Genomic DNA, 23099 nt, shown 5'->3' on the forward strand with positions numbered 1-23099 from the left:
GCCAAAAGTGGATGCCATAAATGAACGATCTTCAAATTCAATTTAGCGATCGCAAGTCTGAAATTGACCTTTACCAACTCCAAGAACTGTTAAATGTTTCCGCTTTCTGGGCAAAGGGACGCAGTATTGAGGATTTAGGGATAGCTATTGCCAACAGTGAGCCAGTGATTTCTGTTTGCCTTCGCGATCGACTCATTGGCTTTGCCAGAGCAACATCTGATGGCATATATCGCGCCACAATTTGGGATGTTGTCATTCATCCAGAGTATCAACATAGTGGGTTGGGCAGCAATTTAGTAGAAACCGTTTTAAATCACCCCCGAATGAGGTTTGTTGAGCGTGTTTACCTGATGACTACTCACCAGCAGGGTTTCTACGAAAAGATTGGTTTTCAACCCAACACTACCACTACGATGGTGCTACACAACCTAGCTAACCGTGTTTTTGTTGTTGCTACAGAAGTTCAGCTTCAGGAATCACTAGGGGGATAGATATTTGTAGTCTGCTAAGTTGCTGAAGTGGTTCCTTGACAATGGTAGAAGGCAGAATTTCTAACTTTCCTCCCATAACTTCTACCAAAGTCTGATTGATTAATAGCCTCATTCCCGGAGAAAGAGCAGCGTTCTTTTCGTCAATCTGGGTCGGTATATCTTCAGATTTGAGCAAATCAATCGGCTCGCTCCAGGATACAGCATGAGTTGGTACATCCAGCCAAATATTTATAAAATTATTTGTAGGTATTGTGCTACTAGAAATACAGATGCTACCTTCCTCCATCTGAGCAATAGCAGTATCTATTAAACTTATTAAGACTTGGCGGAGCCAGAGGTAATCTGTCAAAACATAAATTTCTGGATCGGCGGGTAATAATTGCAAGGGAAAATTACGATTTGCCGCCAGCATATAAGTTAAGTCATGAACCTCCTCCAAAATTTGGGCTAAAGGTCTAGGCTGAATATCTAATTTATTGGTACCATGTTCAGCTCTGGCAACGTTGAGAATTTCATCCATCAGCTTCAGCAGTTTTAGCGTTCGCTCATGAGCTTGGGCAATAAATTCTCGCTCTTCAGCTGGATTTTCACACAAATCTGACAAAATTAACTGATGTAAGCCAATTAGACCATTAAAAGGCGATCGCAATTCATGAGTAGTCCGCGCCAAAAAACCAGCTTTAAATAGGCTCATTTCCCTTGCCATCAGGTATGCCAGATGGGTTTGCTGTAGCTGTTGCGATATTGGTGGCGTATCCTCTTCAGCTAATGGCGCGACTGGGGATGAGCTAGATAAAACATTAGGCAATGCCTGGGTTGGGCGTAGCCATCGCCCAAATAACTGACGGAAAACCATACCTAGAGCTATTCCTACTCCTAGATATATCCAGTTGCTCCAATTCATATCTGGCAATTATTAACCTGCTAAAGTTTCAGATTTCTCTGTTGTTAAAACCACGAAAACAACATTATAGCCACCTATATCTGGTTATCAATCGAAATCTCTAACTTGATCGCTCCTTGCCGCAAAATCTGCCAATTTATTCCTGTCCATTTAGCAACAGTGGAAGGTACACCCATCCCCGACATTTCACCCTGGCATTCTGTTGTTGCTAAAGTCAGAACTTGAGGAAACTGAGTCTCAATTTCTGCCATTGTTTGTAAAGGCGGCTGACCGGAAAAATTGGCGCTAGTGGTGGCAAGAGGGCCTGTTTGGGCCAAAATAGATTGAGCGATCGCACTGTTCGGTACTCGAATCCCAATTGTTGTTGGATCAATAGGGTTCATAACTTTTGGCAGGTGTTGACTAGCTGGCAAAACTAATGTCAGCCCTCCTGGCCAATACTTATCTGCTAGTTCTTGCCAAACTTTATACTCATTCTCACTACCTTTGACATACTGCCACAAATCTTCAGCTTTAGCCGCCATCAAAATCAAAGGTTTATCTTGACTGCGTTGCTTTGCCGCAAAAATTAATGCTGCTTTTTCTGGTATAGCTGCAAGTGCAGGAACAGTATCAGTGGGAAAACTCACCAACAAGCCAGCGCGTGCGCCAACTATTAGGTCTGTGAGGGAAACTTGCGTCACGTCGCTTCGCTCCGAATTCAAAATTTAAAATTCAAAATTAATAATCCCCATAAATAAATTTAGTTGCTCTGTATCATGAGTTGTTTTCCGCCAATAAATAATTGATGGATAAATTCTCTGTAGAGACGGCGATTTATCGGACGATGCTGAATTCACGATCCAATTTTTGGAAAACGTGAATAACGGAAATAGCCAAATTGAACGCTTCGCCCTAACTTCTATAAGCCAGGGCAAATCGTTCAATTCCAGCTAAGTCCGCGTGAATTTGAATATTGCAATAATTACCTTGATTTTGCAAAAGTTCTTGCACTGCATCGGCTTGTCCAGCCATCATCTCTATTAGCCACACGCCGCCAGATTGCAAATAACTAGGAGAGATTTCTACCAAATGGCGAATGCAATCTAAGCCATCAGCGCCACCATCTAAAGCTAAATGCGGTTCATGGTTAACTACTTCTGGTTGCAAAGTCGGTAAAGTGCTGGTGGGGATGTAAGGAGGGTTCGACACAATACCACTGAACTGACCTTTTAACAATGCCAGTGGTTCCCACCAGGAACCTTGATAAAATCGAATGCGGTCAGCAAAACCCAAATTATCAGCGTTGGTTTGGGCGATCGCCAAAGCTTGAACACTGTAATCAACAGCATGAATAGTGGCATTTGGCAAGACATCTGCTAATCCAATGGCGATCGCTCCACTGCCAGTACCCAAATCTGCCCAGTGTCCTGAAGCATTGCTAACAGATGCTTTAGCTAAATCAATTAAGCACTCTGTCTCTGGTCTGGGAATCAAAACCGCACTTGACACCACAATTTTAAAATTACGCCAAGGTGTAACTCCCGTAATATATTGCACTGGTAAGCGGTCATTTAATCGCCTTTGCCACAGTTGTTCTAACTCTTCTAGCGGCAATTGCAGTTGAATTTGCGGCCAGTTTTTAAAAGACTCCAAACGCAGGGCCAAGCGGTCTAAGCCAGCTACCTCTAAAAGTAGCCAATCTACCTCCGTTGGTGGAACATCAGTGGCGATCGCTGCTTCGAGAGCTGCATTTCGCCACTGCCAAAGTTGTAAACCAGAAACTATCAGATGTTTCTCCCCCATACCTCAACCCTGGAGCGCATAACCGTTATTTTTTCGGGGCGGGCGCAGCTGGTGACTGATTCGGAGCCAGCGATCGAATAAAGTTGATCGACTCCCGCGATGGATACAGAACAATTTTATTGATACTAGGATCGTTGCTGCTATTGAGAGCTTCTAGAACACCGTACAAATCCACTACCTGAATTTCAGTGTTGTCTGCTTCCTTGGGTACGGCTTTCTTGAATTCGTCTAACAGAGCGACTGCTTGCTCTTTCTCAAAAAAGAAAGGGATGTAGCGCTCACTGCCTTTGGCTACGGGAATAGTTAGATAGCTATTATCTTTCTTAAATTTGGGTACAAATAAGGGAATACCGTTGAATTGCTCCGCTTTTTTACCATTTTGATTTAGCATACTTGTTGCCGAAGCTACCTGTGCTTGCGTCGGCACTAAAGTATAAATTACGGAGTCTGGTTTCTTTTTGCTTTCTTGTACTATTTTGTAGTAGTCTGCCAGGGACAAGGGTCTAACCTGTAGGGTGCTTGCCAACTGGGGATTTTCTTTTTTGAGCCGATTGTCAAGGAATTTTTGAGCATCTTGCTTGCTAATAAAAAATCCCACTTGCGAGATCGGCTTGGATGCGTTGGTTCTCGAAAGAACTACAAATTCGCCCTTGGGATTGGTGAGTGTGAATACAGGTACTTCCTGGAGCTTTTTCACTACCTCATTTTGTGGCAATGCGATCGCCTCTAGATTGCCCATTCCTGGTAAATTGCCTATTCCTGAAAGCCCTGTGAAAAATACACTGCCAGCTATACTCAATGTTGCGCCCAAGCGAATAAATGATTTCATGACTGCTCCTCGCATCAATATTCTAATTAAATTAAACAAATGGTTGGATTTGCACAGCACCAACTAGCTTTAGTTATATAGCAATCTATTTGAGTTGTGAAAAATTCATTGTGCGCGTTGAGGTTGAGTGAGCCTCAACGGTCAAAATCCAATATTACCCAACTATTTAGGCTTGCTATGGTATCGTTTTCACAAACTGGCTGTGCTAACGTTCTGTTTTTCTGAGTTTTGCTTCGCTATTCACAGCGAAAGGCGGTAGATGCCTGTTATATGTCTTTTCAAAGAGTGAAAAGCCTCTCCATCTCTGATACCTTGGAGACGATAAATGCCATTCTATCGGCTTTTTCTAAGATTGGGTGACGCTATTACTTAATAAATCGTTCCATCTCCGATTGATTTAATAGTATATTCTCAAATTTATACAAAGCTCAGTCTCAGAAGCATCTTACTGCTTAAGGAGTAAATTTGCTTATTAAGCTTTAATAGCCAACACAACAGCAGAATAGCCAAATTAAGTTTATCCGTAAAAACATGCAATTTGATTGCACATCCTAACAAAAAACTCTAATGAGTCAGCCCTAGCTGTTAAATATACTAATTAAATCGGGATGACAGGATTTGAACCTGCGGCATCCTGCTCCCAAAGCAGGCGCGCTACCAAGCTGCGCTACATCCCGGTTATCTCTCTCTACTTTTCTGGTTTTGTTTTAACTTAACCATCAAAGCGATCGCGCTTTCACAAAAGCATTAATCTGATTATATCAGAATATTACGACTTATGCTTAATATTTTTTATATTCTGCAAATACGAGCTAAATTAAATCCTTACAATCATCAAGGGTTTTTTGCCGACTTAGTTTTACAAGAGATATACTTGCTCGTTCGTCGGCTAAACCTTGTCAAACCAAACCAAAATAATAGATTTGTACTACTATACCTGATTTTATTGTGCTAATCGGGTTTTATTTGGATTGAGTGCTAGTGAGGATACCAGAACATACCTTTGATGCCTTCTGGATCAGCCATAAACCCCATCGTTCGGTAGAAATCTACAACATGGGGATCGGCGAAGAGAGTGACATTACTAATTTCCTCACTCCTAAGTTTTTTGAGAACGTATTTCATCAGCGCCTTGCCCAATCCTTGACTTTGAAAGTCTGGGTGAACCACCACATCCCAAATAGTGGCATTAAAAGCGTGATCTGAAGTAGCACGGGCAAAACCAATGAGCCGCTTTTGGTTTCCTCTCACCTGCCACATTGAGGCGACGAGAAAACTATGCTCAATAGCTTTTTTTACTTTTCTTAGAGGACGACGTGACCAACCAACTGCATCACAGAGTTCTTCTAGCTCATATAGGTCAATGTCTCGTTCCGTACTGAAGACGATCCGAGCCTCCTTTGCAGAAGCATCACTAATGCCACTGGGGCTGGAGTTGCCCGCAGTTCCCACTGTATGCTCTTCAAAGGGGTTTGTCCTAGTTGTCGCTACAGATTCAGGAGTACTAAACCAAGTTTTCCAAAAACCCATGCCAACGTGGTTCGGGTAGTATAACTGAATTGGTTTCCACTCTTAAGAGTGTTGATTCACGTTTAACATAGCGATCGCCATTGACTACCCCTTACACTCAAAGTTTTTCGGTTGCTTTTGGGATTTGCAATGGGAACAGCGAGTTAGAGCGTGTTTCACACCAATCATTTTCAACTTTAGCATTTTGTTGTAAAGGGTAGGGGAAATTCATAAAAAGGGAAGGATATAAGTAATTCAAAATTCACGCATTCAAAATTCAAAATGGAAAAATCTAATCCTGGCAATTGTTCGTATAGTCCTTAAATGCACGTTAGCTTAGGAGTGTATTGTATACAAAGGATTGGGTATTGGAGATTGGGCATTGATAAATAGGCAGAGCGGAAAACTCTTCTCTTCTACTTCTTTCCCAGTCCCCAGTCCCCAATCCCCAACACCCAACACCCAACACCCAGTCCCCAGGTGACGAAAGCAAGCGAGTCTTACCCTTAACAATGGCTTCTGGTTTAAAATCTTCTACACTGGAACTCCTAAAGCGCTTTAACCGAGCGTTTCCCCAGTTTTATGAGCAATTCGTCAGTAGTGAAATTCAACTGCAAAATTTGCGGCTAGCCTACCGTCTCTATAAAACTAGACGCGCTGTGATTGAACTGAAACCGGAGGGTAGCAAAAGTGCCTTGCATTTTGCTTACCGCAACCAGTCTTTTCTCCTCAGCGATATTTTTGGTGTACTAGCAGCTTATGGTTTGACTATCCACGGTCTAAGTCTATACGGTCAGATCCGTCCGCCAATGTTAGTTTTTATCAAACTATTGGTGTCTCGTGGTAGTAAAGCCTTGACCGATAAAACCGCAGAAAATGTCTGTCGTGCCATTCGTGAGGCTTTAGGAGGTCGGTTTGAGGTAGAAGAGATGCTGGCAGTAGAATTCAATCTTGATACTGGTTTAGAGCAGGTACAAACTGAGTTCTATGTCGATCCGGTCTTTCATCTCCCGGCCCTAGTGATTGAAGCCGATAATCAACCAGGATTATTCTACAAAGTGATGTACGCCATCTGGCAAGAAGACCTTTTGGTAGTCAATGCCAATTTACTGGTTTGGCGCGGACGTACAAGGCTAATTCTCTACTTGTTGGGGCCAAATGAAAGTCTCATTCCTGAATATCTAGGTCACAAGATTGCTGAAGGGGTACGACAGAGGTTGCTGGGTAAATAAAAAAGTTATGAGTTATGAGTTATGAGTTAAAAATTAATAACTCCTCACTTCTAACTCCTAACTCCTAACTTCTAATTCCTAACTCTCTTCCTATTCCGTATTTAGTCGCACTCGCCCTTAAGGGTACGATATAAGTATGGCAACTATCGAAATCTTGGGCGTTCCACACGCATACGAGCTAACGGCTCCCACTTCCTGCCCCCATGCTTTAGTATTTATCCACGGTTGGCTAAATAGCCGTGGATATTGGCAACCTGTGATTTCCCGCCTATCAGATGATTTGCAGTGCCTTTCCTATGATTTGCGGGGTTTTGGTGAATCGCAATCCCAGGTAAAAACCGATTTTAGTCGAACACAAACGTCTCTGAGCCTGACGCCCATCTCCAATAGTGCGGTTGGCTCACCAATGGAATCTCTTTATACTCCTGCTGCTTATGCTCAGGATTTAGCAGTTCTCCTGAAACAGCTAAATATTACCAGTGCTTGGCTAATTGGTCACTCATTGGGTGGAACGATCGCTCTTTGGGGAGCAGATCAAATACCTGAGTGTGTTAAGGGTGTGATCTGTATCAATGCCGGCGGTGGTATTTACCTCAAAGAAGCCTTTGAGCAGTTTCGCTCGGCGGGTCAGAAATTTTTGCAAATCCGTCCGCGCTGGCTGTCTCAAGTGCCTTTGATTGATTTGCTGTTTACCAGAGCTAGCGTGGTTCGTCCTTTGGAGCGCTTTTGGGCACGTCAGCGGGTAATTGATTTTGTCGTGGCTGACCCAGAGGCGGCTCTGGGAACTCTGTTAGACTCCACAACGGAAGAAGAAATCAATCGTTTACCTGAGCTAGTATCCCAACTGAAGCAGCCGGTTTATTTTTTGGCTGGTGCGGAAGACAAGGTTATGGAACCCAAGTATGTGCGCCATTTAGCGAGCTTTCACAGACTCTTCCAATATTGTGGTGACAATGTTCTAGAAATTCCTAATTGCGGACACCTAGCTATGTTGGAACAACCCGATGCTGTAGCTGACCATATCCGAGCGATAGTCAATAGTTATAGGATATAGGGGATTGGGCATTGATAGTTACAAATGACCAATGACAAATGACTACTAACTACTAAACAGGTTGATACAACTTCATCACCTGAGTGAGCGCTAACCTAGACTCAACGCCTAGTGTGAGGGGGGATGTATGACCACGGGAGAAATGGTCAGCGGCGGCACAGCCAATCATGGCGGCGTTATCGGTACAGAATTTTAGAGGGGGGAATAGGACGCGTAGGTTGTGTTTAATGGCGGCGGCTTGGAGGTTTTTTCTCAAGCCGCTATTAGCTGCTACACCGCCACCAATAGCAATTGTGTCTAGACCATAGTCTAGGGCACAGGCGATCGCTCTTTTGGTTAGCGATCGCGCTACGGTATCCTGAAAGCTAGCTACTACATCTGCCACTGGTACTTGTCCCCCATCTTTCGCTAACTGCTGCACTAAACGCAATACAGCCGTTTTTAACCCACTAAAACTCGTGTCATAACGATGAAACCCCCCACCAGGTAGAGAAACTTTTCCTTCTGGTAAAGCAAAGGCTTGAGGATTTCCCTGTTGTGCCAACTTGTCAATCACTGGTCCACCGGGATAACCTAGCTTTAATAATCGCGCCACTTTATCAAAGGCTTCACCAGCTGCATCATCACGGGTTTGTCCCAGGGTTTCGTAATTACCACAATCTTTGACATAAATCAAGCTTGTATGTCCGCCTGAAACCAGTAAGCTAAGGAAAGGGGGACTTAAAGTTGATTCGCTCAAGTAAGTTGCGTAAATGTGACCTTCGAGGTGATGAACTCCCAAAAATGGCTTGTTGTGTACCATCGCTAGAGTTTTGGCAGCAGTTAACCCCACCAATAACGCTCCTACAAGTCCAGGGGCACAAGTGGCGGCAATAGCGTCAATTTGTCCCCAGTCTAGTTGGGCTTGTTCTAGGGCTTGTGCGATCGCAACATTTATCGTTTCCAAGTGTTGGCGAGACGCGACTTCTGGCACTACCCCGCCATACTGCTGATGGACTGGAATTTGTGAGGCTACGATACTACTGCAAACTTTACGATTGTTAACAATTGCGACGGCTGTTTCATCACAACTGGTTTCTATTGCTAAAACGGTTGTCATTTCTTGAGTGCTGAGTCCTGAATCCTGAGTCCTGAATAGTGGAGAGAAAATCTTGCTTCTTTACTACCCTACAACAACAATTCTTATACTCAGCACTCGTTACTCAGCACTCAGCACTAATTTTGGTTGAGAAGCTTTAACTTTTATTTACTTAAACTTTACTCGGTTCCCACCCAAGAGTATGATGACTTCCTAGTTATGCAAATAAACAGACTGTACAAGCCGCTTCGTTTTGTACAAAAAACTTCTTGTTTTGTAATAAAAGGAAACAACTCTATGCGACGATTGTTTGCTTTGATGTTAGCGATTAGTCTTTGGTTCAACTTTGCTCCCCCAGCGCAGGCTTTAGGAGCTAATTTGACACCCTGCAAGGACAATCCCGCTTTCCAAGAGCTAGCAGCTAATGCCCGTAATACCACCGCTGACCCCCAATCAGGGAAAAAGCGGTTTGAGCGTTATTCTCAGGCGTTGTGCGGCCCTGAAGGATACCCTCACTTGATTGTTGATGGTCGTCTAGATCATGCTGGTGACTTTTTGATCCCTAGCATTTTGTTTCTATATATTACTGGTTGGATTGGTTGGGTAGGTCGTGCCTATCTACAAGCAATCAAAAAGGGATCTGACGCTGAACAAAAGGAAATCCAAATTGATCTTGGTTTAGCACTACCCCTAATAGCGTCAGGCTTTGCTTGGCCAGCAGCAGCAGTCCAAGAATTTCTCTCTGGAAAATTAGCAGCCAAAGATTCAGAAATCCCCATTTCCCCACGCTAAATCAGCTTAACTAATTCATTCGTTTAGGAGACTAAATTCATGGCAGACAAAGGCGACCAATCATCTTATTTGATTAAATTCATTTCCACGGCACCTGTGGCAGCTACCATCTGGCTGACCATCACAGCAGGTATCTTGATTGAATTCAACCGCTTTTTCCCCGACCTCCTTTTTCACCCACTGTCATAAGTGTCTAATGGGATTTAGGACAGTTTAATGAATGTCTTGTTTTTTGCCTAATATTGTGTAGTTGATATATTCAGCTTCAAAAGTCCGAATTATCACCAAAATAGGCGGCAAAAATAGTTTTTTGAAACTCGTGATACTGTTTACAGATCGCGAGTTTCACGGTTTTTAAAAAAGCTAAATTAATTTTTCTAAACTTCCTAGCTAAAAGACATCTTTAGCCACAATTATTATTAATATAAAAATGCCACCATTTTAATTTAGAGGCGAACGTAAAATATGGCACAAGCAGTAGATGCATCAAAGAATCTCCCTGGCGATCCCAGAAATCGGGAAGTTGTTTTTCCCGCATTTGGCGATCCACAGCTAGGGAACCTAGAAACCCCAGTTAATTCTTCTCCCTTGATCAAGGGATTCATCAATAATTTACCTGCCTATCGTCCAGGTCTGACTCCTGCCAGACGTGGTTTAGAAGTTGGTCAAGCTCATGGTTACTTGCTATTTGGCCCCTTTGCTAAATTAGGCCCACTGCGGGACACAGCTAATGCTAACTTAGCTGGGTTACTGGGAGCTATCGGCTTGGTTGTTTTGCTCACCGCTTGTTTGTCACTGTATGCCAGTAGCAATCCTGCCAAAGCACTTCCTAGTGTTACCGTACCCAATCCTCCAGCAGATGCTTTTAATTCTAAAGAAAGCTGGAATAATTTTACCAGTTCTTTCTTGATTGGTGGCATTGGTGGTGCAGTAGTCGCTTACTTTTTGACTAGTAATTTGGCACTAATTCAAGGTCTATTTGGTTAATTTAAGAGTTAGGAGTTAGGAGTTAGGAGTTAGGAGTTAGAAGTTTAAATTCATAATTCCTAAGATGGATCAGAGTACAGTAAGTCTCAAATCCACTCTGTAGTAATTAGGAGTTGAAATTCATAACTTCTAACTCCTAACTTATTTAAACAAAACCGCTTCAATATCATTTAAAGCAGTCTCAAAATCGTCATTAACGATTTGAATATCAAACTCACCTGCGGCTTGAATTTCTTCTTGGGCGCGGAGTAGACGACGGGCGATCGCTTCTTCAGAGTCTTGGGCACGAGAGCGTATCCGTTTTTCTAATTCATCGAAGGAAGGCGGTAATATAAAAATGCTGAAGCCACTGGGGAAGGAAGCACGAATTTGTCTTGCTCCTTCTAGTTCAATTTCTAGCACTACCAACTTACCAGAATTAATTTGGTTAAGTACAGCTTCACGGGGAGTGCCGTAATAGTTACCAGCAAATTCTGCCCATTCTAAAAATTCACCTTCCGCAACTAGTTGTTCAAACTTGCTGCGGCTGATAAAGTAATAACTTTTGCTATCGATTTCTCCTGGACGGGGAGAACGAGTCGTCACGGACACAGAATAATAGAGTTCTGGATGACGTTCTAGGAGCGATCGCATTAAAGTGCCTTTACCAACCCCACTGGGGCCAGTTAAAACAATTAACCTGCCTAAATGTAAGCACTCTTCGGTAGTAGCACTATTCTGGATGGGTAAAACTGGCATCATCCCTTCAACCTGTGAATCAATCAATAGATATTATTCATTAATCTTGTGTTCCTGGCCAAGTCCACTAGTAACTAAAGAATTTGTAGTAAGAGTGATAGAGGTCAAGTACTTAATAGTCTGTCCCAAAAGTTTTGAGAGGTTAGTGGGGTTCAGATCCCCGACTTCTTTAAGAAGTCGGGGATCTAGCAGCCCAACAAAATTAATTGGACAGACACTTAGTACAGCACGGCGTAAAAAAACAGACCATTTCAAATAGCCTAACAGCTTGGAATACAATTGTTGTGACTTTTGATTTTCGCCTTGCGGTACTAGTCAATTATCTACAGTTTGATGATCGCGGGAAATTACAAAGCGATTTGCTACCGTTTCTGGCTGAATCGCTGACAGTATTACGTGGTTGGAATCAGTGATAATTACAGCTCTAGTCCGACGACCGTAAGTTGCATCAATCAGTTGATTTTTGTCCCGTGCTTCGGTAATAATCCGCTTAATTGGGGCCGACTCTGGACTGACAATGGCAACTACTTTGTTGGCAGACACGATGTTACCAAAGCCGATGTTGATTAATTGAATGTCCATAAAAAAAACTGACGCTAAATGCGGTTTGAGAAGCTTGAAATAAACTTATACTCATGTTATCGCCAAAAAACAGGAGTTACAACGCTTAAATTCAAGCAAGTCTTTGTTTTTAAATAATGTCTGTTTTTTTTAGCTATTTATCAGCTATTTTTGCTGAAAATCTTCCTAAAGATATAGGTGCAATTCTACTGATACAAGCTAGCTAGATGATGTACATTTATTTTGTTTTAAATAAGTATCTGACTCAGAAATTGATGTCGAGCAAAATTGATTAGAATAGTCTCGCTCTAACTTTATTAGCTCAGTACAATATCAGTGCAGTTCAATATACATTACTAAACTGACATAAGTTTGACGAAGTTAAATTTTGTCTCCCATATTGACAGTACGCATCCTACGTACACTTCCAGCTTGACAATCGCGCAACCAAGCTTTAATTCCTTGGGCAATAGTACCGTTACTACTATCGCGTGGTGGGGATAGTGGCTGCTTTTCAGAATGGGAACCAGCTTGAGAAAACATCATCACTAGTTGCCAACCACTTTTAGTTTTAGTCAACAATAGCCAGTGGAATTGTTGCAATTCTAACGCTTTCTTTCCTATATACTGCCGCTCCAAGGTTGTAAAGAAAACTTGCTCAACTCCTGATGCAGAGCTTTTAGGGGCATTTGTACTATATTCTTCAAGGTTAAGGGGTAGAGGAGTAAACTCAGGTCTTCCTGCCACCAGCATATAACTGTAAATGTCACTGCTTCTACTGAGGCGACGGGCGCGTTGACTAGCGCGATTGGTATAACTAGGTAAATCTTTTAATAGCTGTATAGTTAATGTTTCTAAATTTTGCTCAGAACACAAAGACTTCTCGCCACCGTTGACATTTTGCCTTTGTGCGATCGCAAAAGGTTTAGAGTTGGGGTTTATTGAGAATGCTGGGTAAGCAAGGCTGTTTGATACTAAAACCCAGAAGCTACAAGCTAAAAGCCAATTATAATTTTTCTGATTGAGCGAAGAGGCAAGAGCAATCTTGCCTACACCTTGCACTTTTTCTGGCAGTTTCTCACTAACTCTTAGCTTCATGCCACCGTAGTTAACTCCTCAGAAATCCTCTTCCAGGCTAACTTAGGCTCAGTAGCAGCGGTGATGGGGCGACCAATCACGAGATAATCTGCACCAGCGATGATTGCTTGGGATGGGGTGAGCGATCGCTTTTGATCGCCTTGATCTGCCCAAGTTGGTCTAACTCCCGGACAAACCAGCAAAAAGTCATCTCCACAAGTTTGTCGTAGCTGTGCCACCTCTTGGGGCGAACAAACTACCCCATCCAAACCAGATTCTTGAGCTAGCAGGGCCATTTCTAGAGCATATTCTGGTAACTCTAGGGGAATCTTTAAATCAAACGCCAACTGTCTAGCAGAAATGCTCGTTAGCAGAGTAATAGCAATTAACTTTGGTGGTTGTACACCTGCTTTTGCAGCCCCTTCCTGTGCCGCCTCAGTTGCGGCTTTCAAGGCATCTCTACCAGCAGTGGCATGAATTGTCAGTAAATCCACTCCGTATTTAGCTGCACTCCGGCAAGCACCAGCAACGGTATTGGGGATATCATCAAACTTTAAATCTAAGAAAATGCGCTTTTGTCGAGACTTCAGCACTTCCAGAATTTTCGGGCCAGTGCTGGTAAACAACTCTAAGCCAACTTTCCAAAAACCAACTTGCGGAAGTTGATCTATAAGAGCGATCGCACTTTCTACATCTGGCACATCCAAGGCTACAATCACTCGTTGTTCTGCCTGTTCCCCATTCCCCATTCCCTACTCCCTGCTCCTTATTCAAACTAAACGCACAAATTTATTTTTCCCAACTTGTAAAACTTTACCTTGTAACTGGGCGGGAGCATCGAAAGTGATATCAGCATCAGTGATGCGATCGCCATCTAAACGCACTCCCCCTTCTTGAATTTTCCGCTTTCCTTCGCCTGTACTTTTGCACAAGCCAGTGACATTGAGAATATACGCTAACTTCGTAGGAAACTGTTGTACGCCAGAAGAAAGAGAGAATTCTGGAACTGCACCTTCCTTGCCACCGCTTTGGGCTGCTTCTTTTGCTTCTTGGGCTGCGGTTTCGCCGTGGTACTGCTTGACAACTTCATAAGCTAAGAGTGTTTGGCGATCGCGCGGATTTTCTGGCAGTTGATCCAAAGGTAAATTTGTCAACAGTTCAAAATACTGTTCAAGTAGATGATCGGGAACTCCTTGTAACTTTTGGTACTTTTGCCCTGGGTGTTCTGACAATCCGATATAATTACCTAAAGACTTGGACATTTTTTGCACTCCATCTGTGCCAATTAGAATTGGCAGCAGCATCCCAAATTGTGGCTTTTGTCCAAAATGACGCTGCAAATCTCTGCCTACAGCAATGTTAAATTTCTGATCGGTTCCTCCTAATTCCACATCTGCCTCAACTGCAACCGAATCAAAACCTTGCATTAACGGGTACAGGAACTCATGGATAAAAATCGGATTCTCTTTTTTATAGCGATCGGCAAATCCTTCTTTCGCTAACATCTGCCCCACCGTCATCGTGGAGAGTAACTCCAAAATTTTCTCTAAGTTTAGTTCAGAGAGCCATTCGGAGTTATAGCGCACCTCTAACCTTCCTGGTGTGTCAAAATCCAAGATAGGACGTACTTGGTCAAGATAAGTCTGAGCATTTTGTGCGACATCTGCTTCTGTAAGCTGACGACGCACTTCAGATTTACCAGTTGGATCGCCAATACGCGCTGTAAAATCGCCAATAATTAAAACTGCTGTATGTCCTGCATCTTGAAATCCTCGCAGTTTTCGTACTGGTATGCTATGACCAAGATGAATATCAGTACCAGTAGGGTCAATCCCTAATTTGACCCTCAAAGGTTGATTTGTAGTTAGTAATAGCCTTTCTAGACTTTCGCTGTTAACATCAACTGATTGTGGGAAAACTTCTACTACACCACGACGCAGCCAAGCAAAATCTTGCTCTTTAGTAAGAGATTCACTACTAGTTATGCTTTCTACTCTAGAAGTTAAGTTGGTTATATTCACTGGCAATTTATCCACTTTCTCATCCGCCAAACTACTATAATTGCAAAAAACTAACCGCCTTGCTTCAACCAATCAATTACAGTTCAATTTACAAGTGAGGAAGTGAAATAGCCGTGTCATCGTCTAGTGCTTTGGGAGATAAAAAGCCACAGGATCGGGCTTCATCAGGTTTTGAGTTTTTGAAAGGAGTCGGTCAGGTAACTGGCGGTACTCTCCTTTCAATCACCATGCTGGCAAGTTCCATTGTAGCCGGAGGACTAGTTGGTTTAGCCATCAGTTTCCGTAATTTGCCAGATGTGAGACAGCTACGTAACTTCTTTCCCTCGGAAACGACTTACATTTATGACGTTAAGGGCAAACTCTTAACGAGTATCCACGGGGAAGCCAACCGGGAAGTCGTACCTCTAGATAGAATTTCCCCAAATTTAAAACGGGCCGTGTTGGCAAGTGAAGATAGCCACTTTTACGATCACCACGGTATTAACCCCGTCGGTGTGGGACGTGCTGTGGTAGTTAATGCTGTAGCAGGTGGAGTCAAAGAGGGTGGCTCTACTGTTACTATGCAATTGGTAAAAAATCTGTTTTTGTCTCGCAAGCGCGCTTTTACCCGCAAGTTAGCTGAAGCTGTGCTAGCAATCCGGTTAGAGCAAATTCTCAATAAAGACCAAATATTAGAAATGTACCTCAATCAAGTTTATTGGGGTCATAACAATTATGGTGTACAAACGGCAGCCCGCAGTTATTTTAATAAGTCATCAGAATATTTAAGCTTGGGTGAATCGGCAATGATGGCGGGTTTAATCCAAGCACCAGAAGAATTCAGCCCGTTTGTGAGCATGAAGCTGGCAAAACAGAAGCAAAAAGAAGTGCTAGGACGGATGCTGGAATTGAACTGGATCAGCCAGTCAGACTATGACGATGCCCTCAAACAAGAAATCAAACTTGGGAGAATTAAATCCTTTCAAGGTAGTGCCTTACCTTATGTAACCAATACTGTAGCGCAGGAGTTAGCTAAGAAGTTTGGGCGTGAGACACTGCTCAAAGGCGGGATGCGGGTGCAAACTACAGTTGATGCCGACTTCCAAATCATGGCAGAAGAGACTGTTACCAAGTGGCATAAAACACTTTTAGAGCAGGGATTATCTAAGAATCAAATGGCCCTAGTGGCAGTTGATCCACGTACGCATTTTATCAAAGCATTGGTGGGCGGTATAGATCCTAAGACCAGTGAATTTAATCGTGCAACTCAAGCTCAACGGCAGCCCGGATCTTCTTTTAAACCCTTTGTATATTATACTGCTTTCGCTAGTGGTAAATATGCGCCAGATTCAACGGTGGAAGATTCTCCAGTCAGCTATCGAGATGGTAACGGTTGGTACTCTCCGAGAAATTATGATAATACCTTTAGGGGATCAATGCCAATCCGCACAGCTTTAGCCCAATCACGAAATATTCCCGTGATCAAGGTTGGTAAGGCTGTGGGGATGAATAGGGTGATCGAAACCTGTCGTACCTTGGGTATTACGAGTCCGATGGAACCTGTGACTTCCTTGCCACTTGGAGCAATTGGTGTAACACCTCTGGAAATGGCTAGTGCTTATGCTACCTTCGCTAACTATGGTTGGCAATCTCCACCAACTGTAATTGCCCGTGTCACTGATAGTAGTGGTAATGTCTTGCTGGATAACACCCCTAAACCGCAGCTAGTCCTCGATCCTTGGGCATCAGCAGCAATTATCGATGTGATGCGATCGGTAATCTCTGAGGGTACTGGTAAAGGTGCTGCGATCGGTCGCCCAGCCGCGGGGAAGACGGGAACAACATCATCAGAAAAAGATATTTGGTTTGTGGGTACTGTACCACAGTTAACAACTGCTGTCTGGGTAGGAAGAGACGACAACAGACAGTTAGCTGACCATGCTACAGGTGGTGTTATGGTCGCTCCCATTTGGAAAGATTTTATGGAGAAGGCACTTAAAAACGTACCAGTAGAAAACTTCAAGCCACCTTCGCAGTTTTCTCGTCCCAAGTCACAATAATTTTGGATTTTAGATAGCATCTTGGATTTTGGATTTACAATTAATCCAAAATCTAAAATCTAAAATCGACTAGTACAACACGGCGTAAATAAACCACCCTTTCCAAATCAATGAAACGCTTACGCTGTATTAATTTTGAATTTTGTTAGCGTAGCGTAAAGCCTTCTCTACGAGAAACGGTATGAGAACGCTATGACGTAGTCCCCGTACCCTTACAGGGAAGCAAGCTACGCTTTTAGCGTCTCGTAGATAGCGTCATTTTGAATTTTTTTAATTCCGCCTTGCGGTACTAGGTTTGTTTTTCTAGCTCGGCTTTCATCCGTTCTAAAGTAAGGTGCATTTGGTCAAACATTTGTTGCGGGGTTACACCAAACTGACCTAATTGTGTTTTTAGCTGTTCTACTGTCATTTGCGCCATGAAATCTTCTGATAACTCGAAGCGCTTCATAAAGATGCGGTATCGATCCATCATGGTTTCCATTTGCTCAATAAACAGCTTTTTGCCTTCGCGGTCAAATTTGCCGTAGCCGTTGCCAAGCTTGATCAGCGCTTGATAATCCTCAAACAGCTGTTTTGCTTCTTGTTGAACTATCTCAGAATCGAAGAATCCCATATTGCTTATATTAAACTGAGCGCCCAGACTCAGCAGCTTAATAGTTTTACTTCTATTTATTATTTTAGTCTAGGAGAGTAATCTAGTCACGAAGCTTCGGTTTTAGTACGGTTTGTTACCGAAATTTCAACACTTGACTTGAGAACGTTTCCCATTGCTAAATCGACTTAATAAAGCTGCAATACTCAGAGCTTTTGCCATTGATTTCGGATTGGTGTTTTCACCTGGTTGAATTTTCAGTCCGGGAGCGTATTTCAGAGCTAGTGAATCTTGCGGGTTAAGTTTTAATGCTTGACGGATGTAAACCCTGCCCATACCAATAAATTGCTGTTTTAGATGTACCAAACCTAATAATGCATAATAGTTGCTGTTGTTTGGCTCTAACTTGATAGCATCGCGCAGTTCTTGCACAGCTAGGGCCCAGTTGGCTAGCCGGACGTACTCAATAGCTCGCTGGTAGTGACGTTGAGCGTAGTTTGTCAAAAGTGGTTGGACATTAGTTTTTTCATTTAATGTCAATTCAACTGGCTTGACTTCTATTTGAGGGATGATGCGAACAGCTTTTTGTGGTGAGAACAGGTCAGGTTTATGCAATTGTAAGTAAACTAAATTCAGTATGCTAATTTGTTGTGTAACTTGATAAAACTGATGGAGTGATTTGTATTGAGCTTCTGCGTAGGAGGCGATCGCTTCTTCGTAAAACAATTGTGCTTGAGGTGGAGACATTTCCCTAATTTCCTCAGCTATGGTATTTTGGGCACACAAAGCTTGCTTTTGTAACACTCTTGCGTCCGATCGCAGCATGGCTATGGCAATCAAGCGCTTGTGTCGATGTTTGAGTTGTTCATAAGCTGGATTGATTAAATAGCTAAGTATTGCCGTTGCTAATTGTTGGTCTGGATTGCAGCTTTTGGCATAGCGATCGGGATGTAGCAGCTTTGCTAAAGTGTGATAGCGTTTAAAAATCTGGCGATCGTCAGCACTGACAGAAATTCCTAGCACAGCGTAAGGATCGTAAAGCTGTTCAAGCCATTTTGGTGGTAGGAAAATCTGTGACATCGTAGTAATCGATCCGTTGAAAACTTAAAATTAGCATCAAAGGTCAATGCACAGTCATGTGAAACTTACTCAAATTTCTTCAAATTGGGGATTAGACATCTGGTGAAAAAGAATTGTTTTGACGTAGCACTGCTACGTCTCTACAAGGGTTCTGGATAACGCATCTTTAATTTCTGGAGATGTTTATTGGGAACTGGGGATTGGGAAGATTTAGTTAGGAATGAATTGTTTCTGCGCCTTTTGACTGTCTTATTGTAGAAACTATGGTGTTGGTAGATTTATTAGAAATATGTTCACTAAGCGCAAAAACCGAAGTATTGCTGCTGTTCTAGCTTTTTCTGGCACGTTGACAATTGCAGGATGGCATAAATTTTATCTAGGACAGCCAGTGTGGGGTATTTTATATTTTTTGCTTTCCTGGACGCCTATACCCAGGGTAGCCAGTGCGATTGAGGGAGTTTGGTATTTAGCTCAAGACGAAGAAGCTTTCGATCGCAATTTTAATCTAGGGAAGTCAGCAGCAAGAAACTCACAAAAGGTGATTAATCAGGTAGGAGCGATCGCTGATGCAATGCGGGAATTAGATGCTTTGCGTCAGGATGGACTGATTTCAGAGTATGAATTTGAGCAAAAGCGCCGCCAATTGCTAGACCAGATTTCTTGAGGTGAGCGACAATCATGAATAACTGGCTACCTTTAAACTCCAGGCTGCAAAAACTCCGCGCCAAGCTCCTCAACGATCCCTACTATCGCCTACAATCTGGGGAAGAAATTCAGATAGCGGCCAAATTAGGTATCCGCATTGATGCTAATCAAGCAACTGTAGATGATTGGTTACGCTTACCAGGTTTGTCAATTCACCAAGCGCGATCGCTTGTGGAACTTTCCCGTTCGGGTGTGAAATTTTACTGTATTGAAGATATTGCTGCGGCTTTGGGTATGCCAGCGCCGCGTCTGGAGCCATTAAAGCCTCTGCTGAATTTTATTTACTATGACCACGAATCTTTAGAAAGTCCGACGCATTTAGTTAACCCGAACACCGCAACTGTTGAAAAATTAGCACAAATTCCATTTATAGATTTGTCTCTAGCGCAAGCTATGGTGCAAAATCGGCAATCAGCCGGGCCTTATCATAACCTAGCTGATTTCCAACGACGCTTGGAGTTAACTGGGGATGCGATCGCTCAGTTGATGTATTATTTAACGTTTTAGATAAACCCAATGCGATCGAGAGGCCAAAAGCGAAATGTTGCCCGACCGATGACATTTTTTCTGGGTAAAAAGCCCCAATAGCGAGAGTCATTACTATCGTTGCGGTTATCTCCCATGACAAAAAATTCGTCTTCTGGGACTTTCACTGGTTGATATGGCTGATTTGGGGGTTCAGCGATGTAGTCTTCTGCCAAGGGTTGACCGTTGAGGTAGACTTTGCCAGAATCAACACTAATTACCTCACCTGGTTCGCCAATAACCCGCTTGATAAAGGCTTGGTCTTTGGGATATCCTCGACGTTGTAGTTCTGCGGGTGGCTGAAAAACAACAATATCCCCAGTTATAGGAGGGTGAAAATGGTAGGAGATTTTTTCAACTACCAAGCGATCGCCTGTATGTAAGGTAGGCAACATTGAGTCAGAAGGTATATAACGGGGTTCAGCAATAAAAGTCCTGATTAAGAATGCCAAACACAGTGCGATCGCAATTAAAATCAGATTTTCTTGCGAACTACGCCATACTTTTAACGATGCACGTTCTTCTTTTGCATCACTTTCGTGAGGAACCATAAAAATTTCTAGCCACTTTCAGAAGTTAGACAAATACCTTGATTATTGTGACTCAAAAGGTATATGTAAGATGAAAACTGGGTTTAGAGTCAAATTATACAAGTATTAAATACTACACTTGTCGCATATAGTGGAGATCGGCAAAAATATTGTCAAAAACTATGATCTGTCTAAGAAAATATAAGCTAATAATTACGATTGCTAAATAGATGATTAAAAATCATAATTCTAATTGATGTAATTATAAGGCAAGTTATGAAGCAAGACTGAGTTGCAAGAAAATATATTTTATCGAAACAGAATTCAGGAGTCAGGAGTCAGAATGGGCTAAAACTTGGCTATCCGCTAACAGAATTAATTTTGATAGCGCAGCAGTAGCGAGTCTACGAGCGTCACGAAAGAGTGGATAGCACGCTCAAAGATTGGCTTTGCGCGTCGCCATCGAGCGTCTTCATTCTGACTCCTGTTAGCGTAGCCCATTCTGACTTCTGAATTCTTCTTTAATCTGATATTGTTAAGTTATATTACATAAAATAAATCAAGACTTAAATTTACTTTTAAATGCAAGAATCTAGTTAAACAAAATATCATTAGTAAGAAATATTACATACAAATCTAGACTTTAATGCTTTTATAGTTCTAAATGCCAATACCAATTAAGATTTAAAAAATTGTTTGATATTAATATACATGCGATTAAGTTCCGTAATTATACGGTGACAGGACAAATTAAACTGTACTATTAATTAAGATATAAATATCCTTAAGTTATCGAGAAAAACATTAGCAGACAGAAAGCTACTAGCAATTTCGGCTAAAGTATCAGCATCTAAAAGATAACTAAGCTGCTGACAGAATTATTTTTGCTGAATGAGTCAAAAATATCTAGATTAACGAATAAGTGCCCCTTGGCAATGAGAAACTATATTGAATCAATTTTCGTCTGCCTATTTCATAGAAAGTACAAGGAAACATTCTGTCAGTTGAAAACTTAACTTTTTCTTAAAAAGGAAGCAATGGCAGCAGGCAGTAGAATATATCCTATCAAGAATAGAACTTAATAGTTGACTAAACTCTTTTTTGAAAGATACTCCACCCCTTGTAAGTAGTTTTGTATGTTAATCGAATAACTCACTAGGTTGTAAATTATACACCTTGTTCGTGAGAGAGTCTGCCTATTTTCTCGATTCTAAATTTCCGTTAGTCCCAATTCCAATTTTCGGGATTACCAGAAAGCAATTTTATCTAAAAATATCTGAAAAATCTGCTATGACGTACCGTCATAACCTTGGTTGATGGTTCGATCTTTGAAGGAGCTATGAGGTGGAAAATAATAAGTCGTTTCTGTGGCCAGAAGGAATATTAATTGCGCTGCTTGCCTTAGGTGGTGTTTTTAGTCTTGCTTTCATGATGCTTCTAAGACCAAATGCTTCAGAGGCTCAGAGTAGACAAAGTATAAATATCAAAGATGTAACTGCAAACGTAGGAACTCAGCAGCGCATTGAGAAATTAAAAGCGGCGATGCTTACAAGTTGGCAGCAACAAGCACAAACAAAGGGTCTAGCCTACCCTATACCATCAAGCTTTCAAGGGGCAACAATTGAATCCGCAAAACTCACTCAAGGCGAGAAAGTAATTGCTCTCACATTTGATGATGGCCCTTGGCCTGAAACTACAGAGCAAGTATTAGATATCCTGAAATCCAATAATATCAAAGGAACGTTTTTTGTCGTTGGGCAGAATTTAAAAAATTTTCCAGAGATAGGAAAGCAGATTGTCGCTCAAGGTCACGTCATAGCCAATCATACTTGGCATCACTGGTATCACTTCTTTAATCAAGAAGCAGCAGCTTTTGAAATAGACCGCACAACAGACCTAATTTATCAAATTACAGGTGCTAAAACAAATCTCTTCCGACCACCAGGCGGCAACCTGCACAATGGATTAGCTGCTTATGCTAAAGGTCAAAAGTATACTGTGGTAATGTGGTCGGCTGACTCTACGGACTACAAATTACCAGCTGTACCAAAGTTGATAAATAACGTAATTAAAGATTCAAAACCTGGTGGAATTGTGCTGATGCATGATGGTGGCGGGAACCGTTCTAGAACTGTGCAAGCTTTACCAGAAATTATTAGCAACTTTAGAAAGCAAGGCTACCGCTTTGTTACTATTCCAGAACTTTTAGAAATTCAGGATAAAGAGCAAAAGTTACTTGCTAACAAAAAGCAATAATTATTAATTACAGTTAATTAGTCAATAGTAATTGCCTAAAAACTAAAATTATACTTTTTGGTTAAAATACTTTATTTCGGAATCAGTTAGTAAAGATATAGCGGTTGCCAATCTAGTGAGGTACACCCGTAGGGGCACGGCAGTGCCCATTGGTGTCAACTTCAGCTGAAACTCCTTTAAAACCTCGTTTCCAGCCGGAGGCTGGAAATGCTGCTCTTGGCGGCTCTGCCGCCAGCAAGAGAGGCGGAGCCTCAACGACGGGCATTCCCAGTCGGAGACTGGGAACGAGGCAATCTAAAAGCTGTTTCTACGAA

Annotated in this window: 25 protein-coding genes and 1 tRNA gene; 10 read left to right on the plus strand and 16 right to left on the minus strand. The window is 42.2% G+C overall.

What is annotated here, in order from left to right; all coding sequences use genetic code 11:
- The first annotated feature begins 20 nt into the window (after positions 1–20).
- Positions 21–491 (plus strand): GNAT family N-acetyltransferase, encoded by a 471-nt coding sequence (locus FD723_RS23725; protein ID WP_179067559.1) that lies wholly within the window; start codon positions 21–23, stop codon positions 489–491.
- Here the strand turns inward: FD723_RS23725 and FD723_RS23730 are convergent.
- The 6 genes from FD723_RS23730 to FD723_RS23755 all read right to left on the minus strand — a co-directional run bounded on the left by FD723_RS23730 (position 454) and on the right by FD723_RS23755 (position 5539).
- A complete protein-coding gene (locus FD723_RS23730) occupies positions 454–1395 on the minus strand; it encodes a sensor histidine kinase KdpD (protein WP_179067560.1) in 942 nt (313 codons plus the stop codon). The two genes, FD723_RS23725 and FD723_RS23730, sit on opposite strands and share 38 nt — an antisense overlap.
- Positions 1396–1469: 74 nt before the next feature.
- Positions 1470–2078: an L-threonylcarbamoyladenylate synthase gene (locus FD723_RS23735; protein WP_179067561.1), complete on the minus strand. Its 609-nt coding sequence runs from the start codon at positions 2076–2078 to the stop codon at positions 1470–1472.
- Between the two features lie 211 nt (positions 2079–2289).
- The gene (gene prmC, locus FD723_RS23740) at positions 2290–3180 is read right to left on the minus strand and encodes a peptide chain release factor N(5)-glutamine methyltransferase (protein WP_179067562.1); all 891 of its coding nucleotides are present in this window, start codon (positions 3178–3180) and stop codon (positions 2290–2292) included.
- A 25-nt stretch (positions 3181–3205) separates the two neighbouring features.
- Positions 3206–4009 (minus strand): Tic22 family protein, encoded by an 804-nt coding sequence (locus tag FD723_RS23745; protein ID WP_179067563.1) that lies wholly within the window; start codon positions 4007–4009, stop codon positions 3206–3208.
- Positions 4010–4612: 603 nt separating this feature from the next.
- A tRNA-Pro gene (locus FD723_RS23750) sits at positions 4613–4686 on the minus strand.
- Between the two features lie 301 nt (positions 4687–4987).
- A complete protein-coding gene (locus FD723_RS23755) occupies positions 4988–5539 on the minus strand; it encodes a GNAT family N-acetyltransferase (protein WP_179067564.1) in 552 nt (183 codons plus the stop codon).
- 491 nt (positions 5540–6030) lie between these two features.
- Between FD723_RS23755 and FD723_RS23760 the strand changes: the two genes are divergently transcribed.
- Both FD723_RS23760 and FD723_RS23765 read left to right on the plus strand, forming a co-directional pair.
- The gene (locus FD723_RS23760) at positions 6031–6750 is read left to right on the plus strand and encodes a hypothetical protein (RefSeq protein ID WP_086763971.1); all 720 of its coding nucleotides are present in this window, start codon (positions 6031–6033) and stop codon (positions 6748–6750) included.
- Between the two features lie 136 nt (positions 6751–6886).
- Positions 6887–7804: an alpha/beta fold hydrolase gene (locus FD723_RS23765; RefSeq protein ID WP_179067565.1), complete on the plus strand. Its 918-nt coding sequence runs from the start codon at positions 6887–6889 to the stop codon at positions 7802–7804.
- Between the two features lie 52 nt (positions 7805–7856).
- Here the strand turns inward: FD723_RS23765 and tsaD are convergent, their stop codons facing one another.
- The gene (gene tsaD, locus FD723_RS23770; protein ID WP_179067566.1) at positions 7857–8903 is read right to left on the minus strand and encodes a tRNA (adenosine(37)-N6)-threonylcarbamoyltransferase complex transferase subunit TsaD; all 1047 of its coding nucleotides are present in this window, start codon (positions 8901–8903) and stop codon (positions 7857–7859) included.
- A 276-nt stretch (positions 8904–9179) separates the two neighbouring features.
- On the opposite strand from tsaD, the gene FD723_RS23775 reads away from it, so the two are divergent.
- The 3 genes from FD723_RS23775 (at position 9180) to FD723_RS23785 (ending at position 10661) form a co-directional block, all read left to right on the plus strand.
- Positions 9180–9674 carry a Photosystem I reaction center subunit III gene (locus FD723_RS23775; protein ID WP_179067567.1) on the plus strand — a complete coding sequence of 165 codons (495 nt, stop codon included), beginning with the start codon at positions 9180–9182 and terminating at the stop codon, positions 9672–9674.
- Between the two features lie 39 nt (positions 9675–9713).
- A complete protein-coding gene (gene psaJ, locus FD723_RS23780) occupies positions 9714–9863 on the plus strand; it encodes a photosystem I reaction center subunit IX (RefSeq protein WP_179067568.1) in 150 nt (49 codons plus the stop codon).
- Between the two features lie 276 nt (positions 9864–10139).
- On the plus strand, positions 10140–10661 hold the full coding sequence (locus FD723_RS23785) for a photosystem I reaction center protein subunit XI (protein WP_179067569.1): 522 nt from the start codon (positions 10140–10142) through the stop codon (positions 10659–10661).
- Between the two features lie 141 nt (positions 10662–10802).
- On the opposite strand, the gene gmk is transcribed toward FD723_RS23785, so the two are convergent.
- The 5 genes from gmk to tyrS form a co-directional block, all read right to left on the minus strand.
- The gene (gene gmk / locus FD723_RS23790; RefSeq protein ID WP_179069254.1) at positions 10803–11402 is read right to left on the minus strand and encodes a guanylate kinase; all 600 of its coding nucleotides are present in this window, start codon (positions 11400–11402) and stop codon (positions 10803–10805) included.
- Between the two features lie 312 nt (positions 11403–11714).
- The gene (gene remA, locus FD723_RS23795) at positions 11715–11981 is read right to left on the minus strand and encodes an extracellular matrix/biofilm regulator RemA (RefSeq protein ID WP_179067570.1); all 267 of its coding nucleotides are present in this window, start codon (positions 11979–11981) and stop codon (positions 11715–11717) included.
- Positions 11982–12341: 360 nt separating this feature from the next.
- The gene (locus FD723_RS23800; RefSeq protein ID WP_256874911.1) at positions 12342–13058 is read right to left on the minus strand and encodes a hypothetical protein; all 717 of its coding nucleotides are present in this window, start codon (positions 13056–13058) and stop codon (positions 12342–12344) included.
- A complete protein-coding gene (pyrF, locus tag FD723_RS23805; protein WP_179067571.1) occupies positions 13055–13786 on the minus strand; it encodes an orotidine-5'-phosphate decarboxylase in 732 nt (243 codons plus the stop codon). Before pyrF ends, FD723_RS23800 begins: the two co-directional genes overlap by 4 nt.
- A gap of 21 nt (positions 13787–13807) precedes the next feature.
- Positions 13808–15052, minus strand: a complete 1245-nt coding sequence (tyrS, locus tag FD723_RS23810) for a tyrosine--tRNA ligase (RefSeq protein WP_179069256.1) — start codon at positions 15050–15052, stop codon at positions 13808–13810.
- A 119-nt stretch (positions 15053–15171) separates the two neighbouring features.
- Between tyrS and FD723_RS23815 the strand changes: the two genes are divergently transcribed.
- Positions 15172–17097 carry a transglycosylase domain-containing protein gene (locus tag FD723_RS23815; protein ID WP_179067572.1) on the plus strand — a complete coding sequence of 642 codons (1926 nt, stop codon included), beginning with the start codon at positions 15172–15174 and terminating at the stop codon, positions 17095–17097.
- 289 nt (positions 17098–17386) lie between these two features.
- Here FD723_RS23815 and FD723_RS23820 read toward each other — a convergent pair whose 3' ends face one another.
- Together FD723_RS23820 and FD723_RS23825 are read right to left on the minus strand one after the other, a co-directional pair.
- A complete protein-coding gene (locus FD723_RS23820) occupies positions 17387–17710 on the minus strand; it encodes a DUF1825 family protein (protein WP_179067573.1) in 324 nt (107 codons plus the stop codon).
- Positions 17711–17836: 126 nt separating this feature from the next.
- Positions 17837–18769 (minus strand): DnaJ domain-containing protein, encoded by a 933-nt coding sequence (locus FD723_RS23825; protein ID WP_179067574.1) that lies wholly within the window; start codon positions 18767–18769, stop codon positions 17837–17839.
- Between the two features lie 289 nt (positions 18770–19058).
- On the opposite strand from FD723_RS23825, the gene FD723_RS23830 reads away from it, so the two are divergent.
- Both FD723_RS23830 and FD723_RS23835 read left to right on the plus strand, forming a co-directional pair.
- Positions 19059–19433, plus strand: coding sequence for an NINE protein (locus FD723_RS23830; RefSeq protein WP_179067575.1), 375 nt, complete (start codon positions 19059–19061; stop codon positions 19431–19433).
- 14 nt (positions 19434–19447) lie between these two features.
- Positions 19448–19981, plus strand: a complete 534-nt coding sequence (locus FD723_RS23835; RefSeq protein ID WP_179067576.1) for a ComEA family DNA-binding protein — start codon at positions 19448–19450, stop codon at positions 19979–19981.
- Here FD723_RS23835 and lepB read toward each other — a convergent pair.
- The gene (gene lepB, locus FD723_RS23840; RefSeq protein WP_179067577.1) at positions 19978–20550 is read right to left on the minus strand and encodes a signal peptidase I; all 573 of its coding nucleotides are present in this window, start codon (positions 20548–20550) and stop codon (positions 19978–19980) included. The genes FD723_RS23835 and lepB overlap by 4 nt on opposite strands.
- Positions 20551–21873: 1323 nt before the next feature.
- Here lepB and FD723_RS23845 point away from each other — a divergent pair.
- A complete protein-coding gene (locus tag FD723_RS23845; protein ID WP_179067578.1) occupies positions 21874–22785 on the plus strand; it encodes a polysaccharide deacetylase family protein in 912 nt (303 codons plus the stop codon).
- A 112-nt stretch (positions 22786–22897) separates the two neighbouring features.
- Here FD723_RS23845 and FD723_RS23850 read toward each other — a convergent pair whose 3' ends face one another.
- Positions 22898–23050 (minus strand): hypothetical protein, encoded by a 153-nt coding sequence (locus FD723_RS23850; protein ID WP_179067579.1) that lies wholly within the window; start codon positions 23048–23050, stop codon positions 22898–22900.
- Positions 23051–23099 lie beyond the last annotated feature (49 nt).

The sequence above is a fragment of the Nostoc sp. C052 genome (assembly GCF_013393905.1).
Lineage (GTDB): Bacteria > Cyanobacteriota > Cyanobacteriia > Cyanobacteriales > Nostocaceae > Nostoc.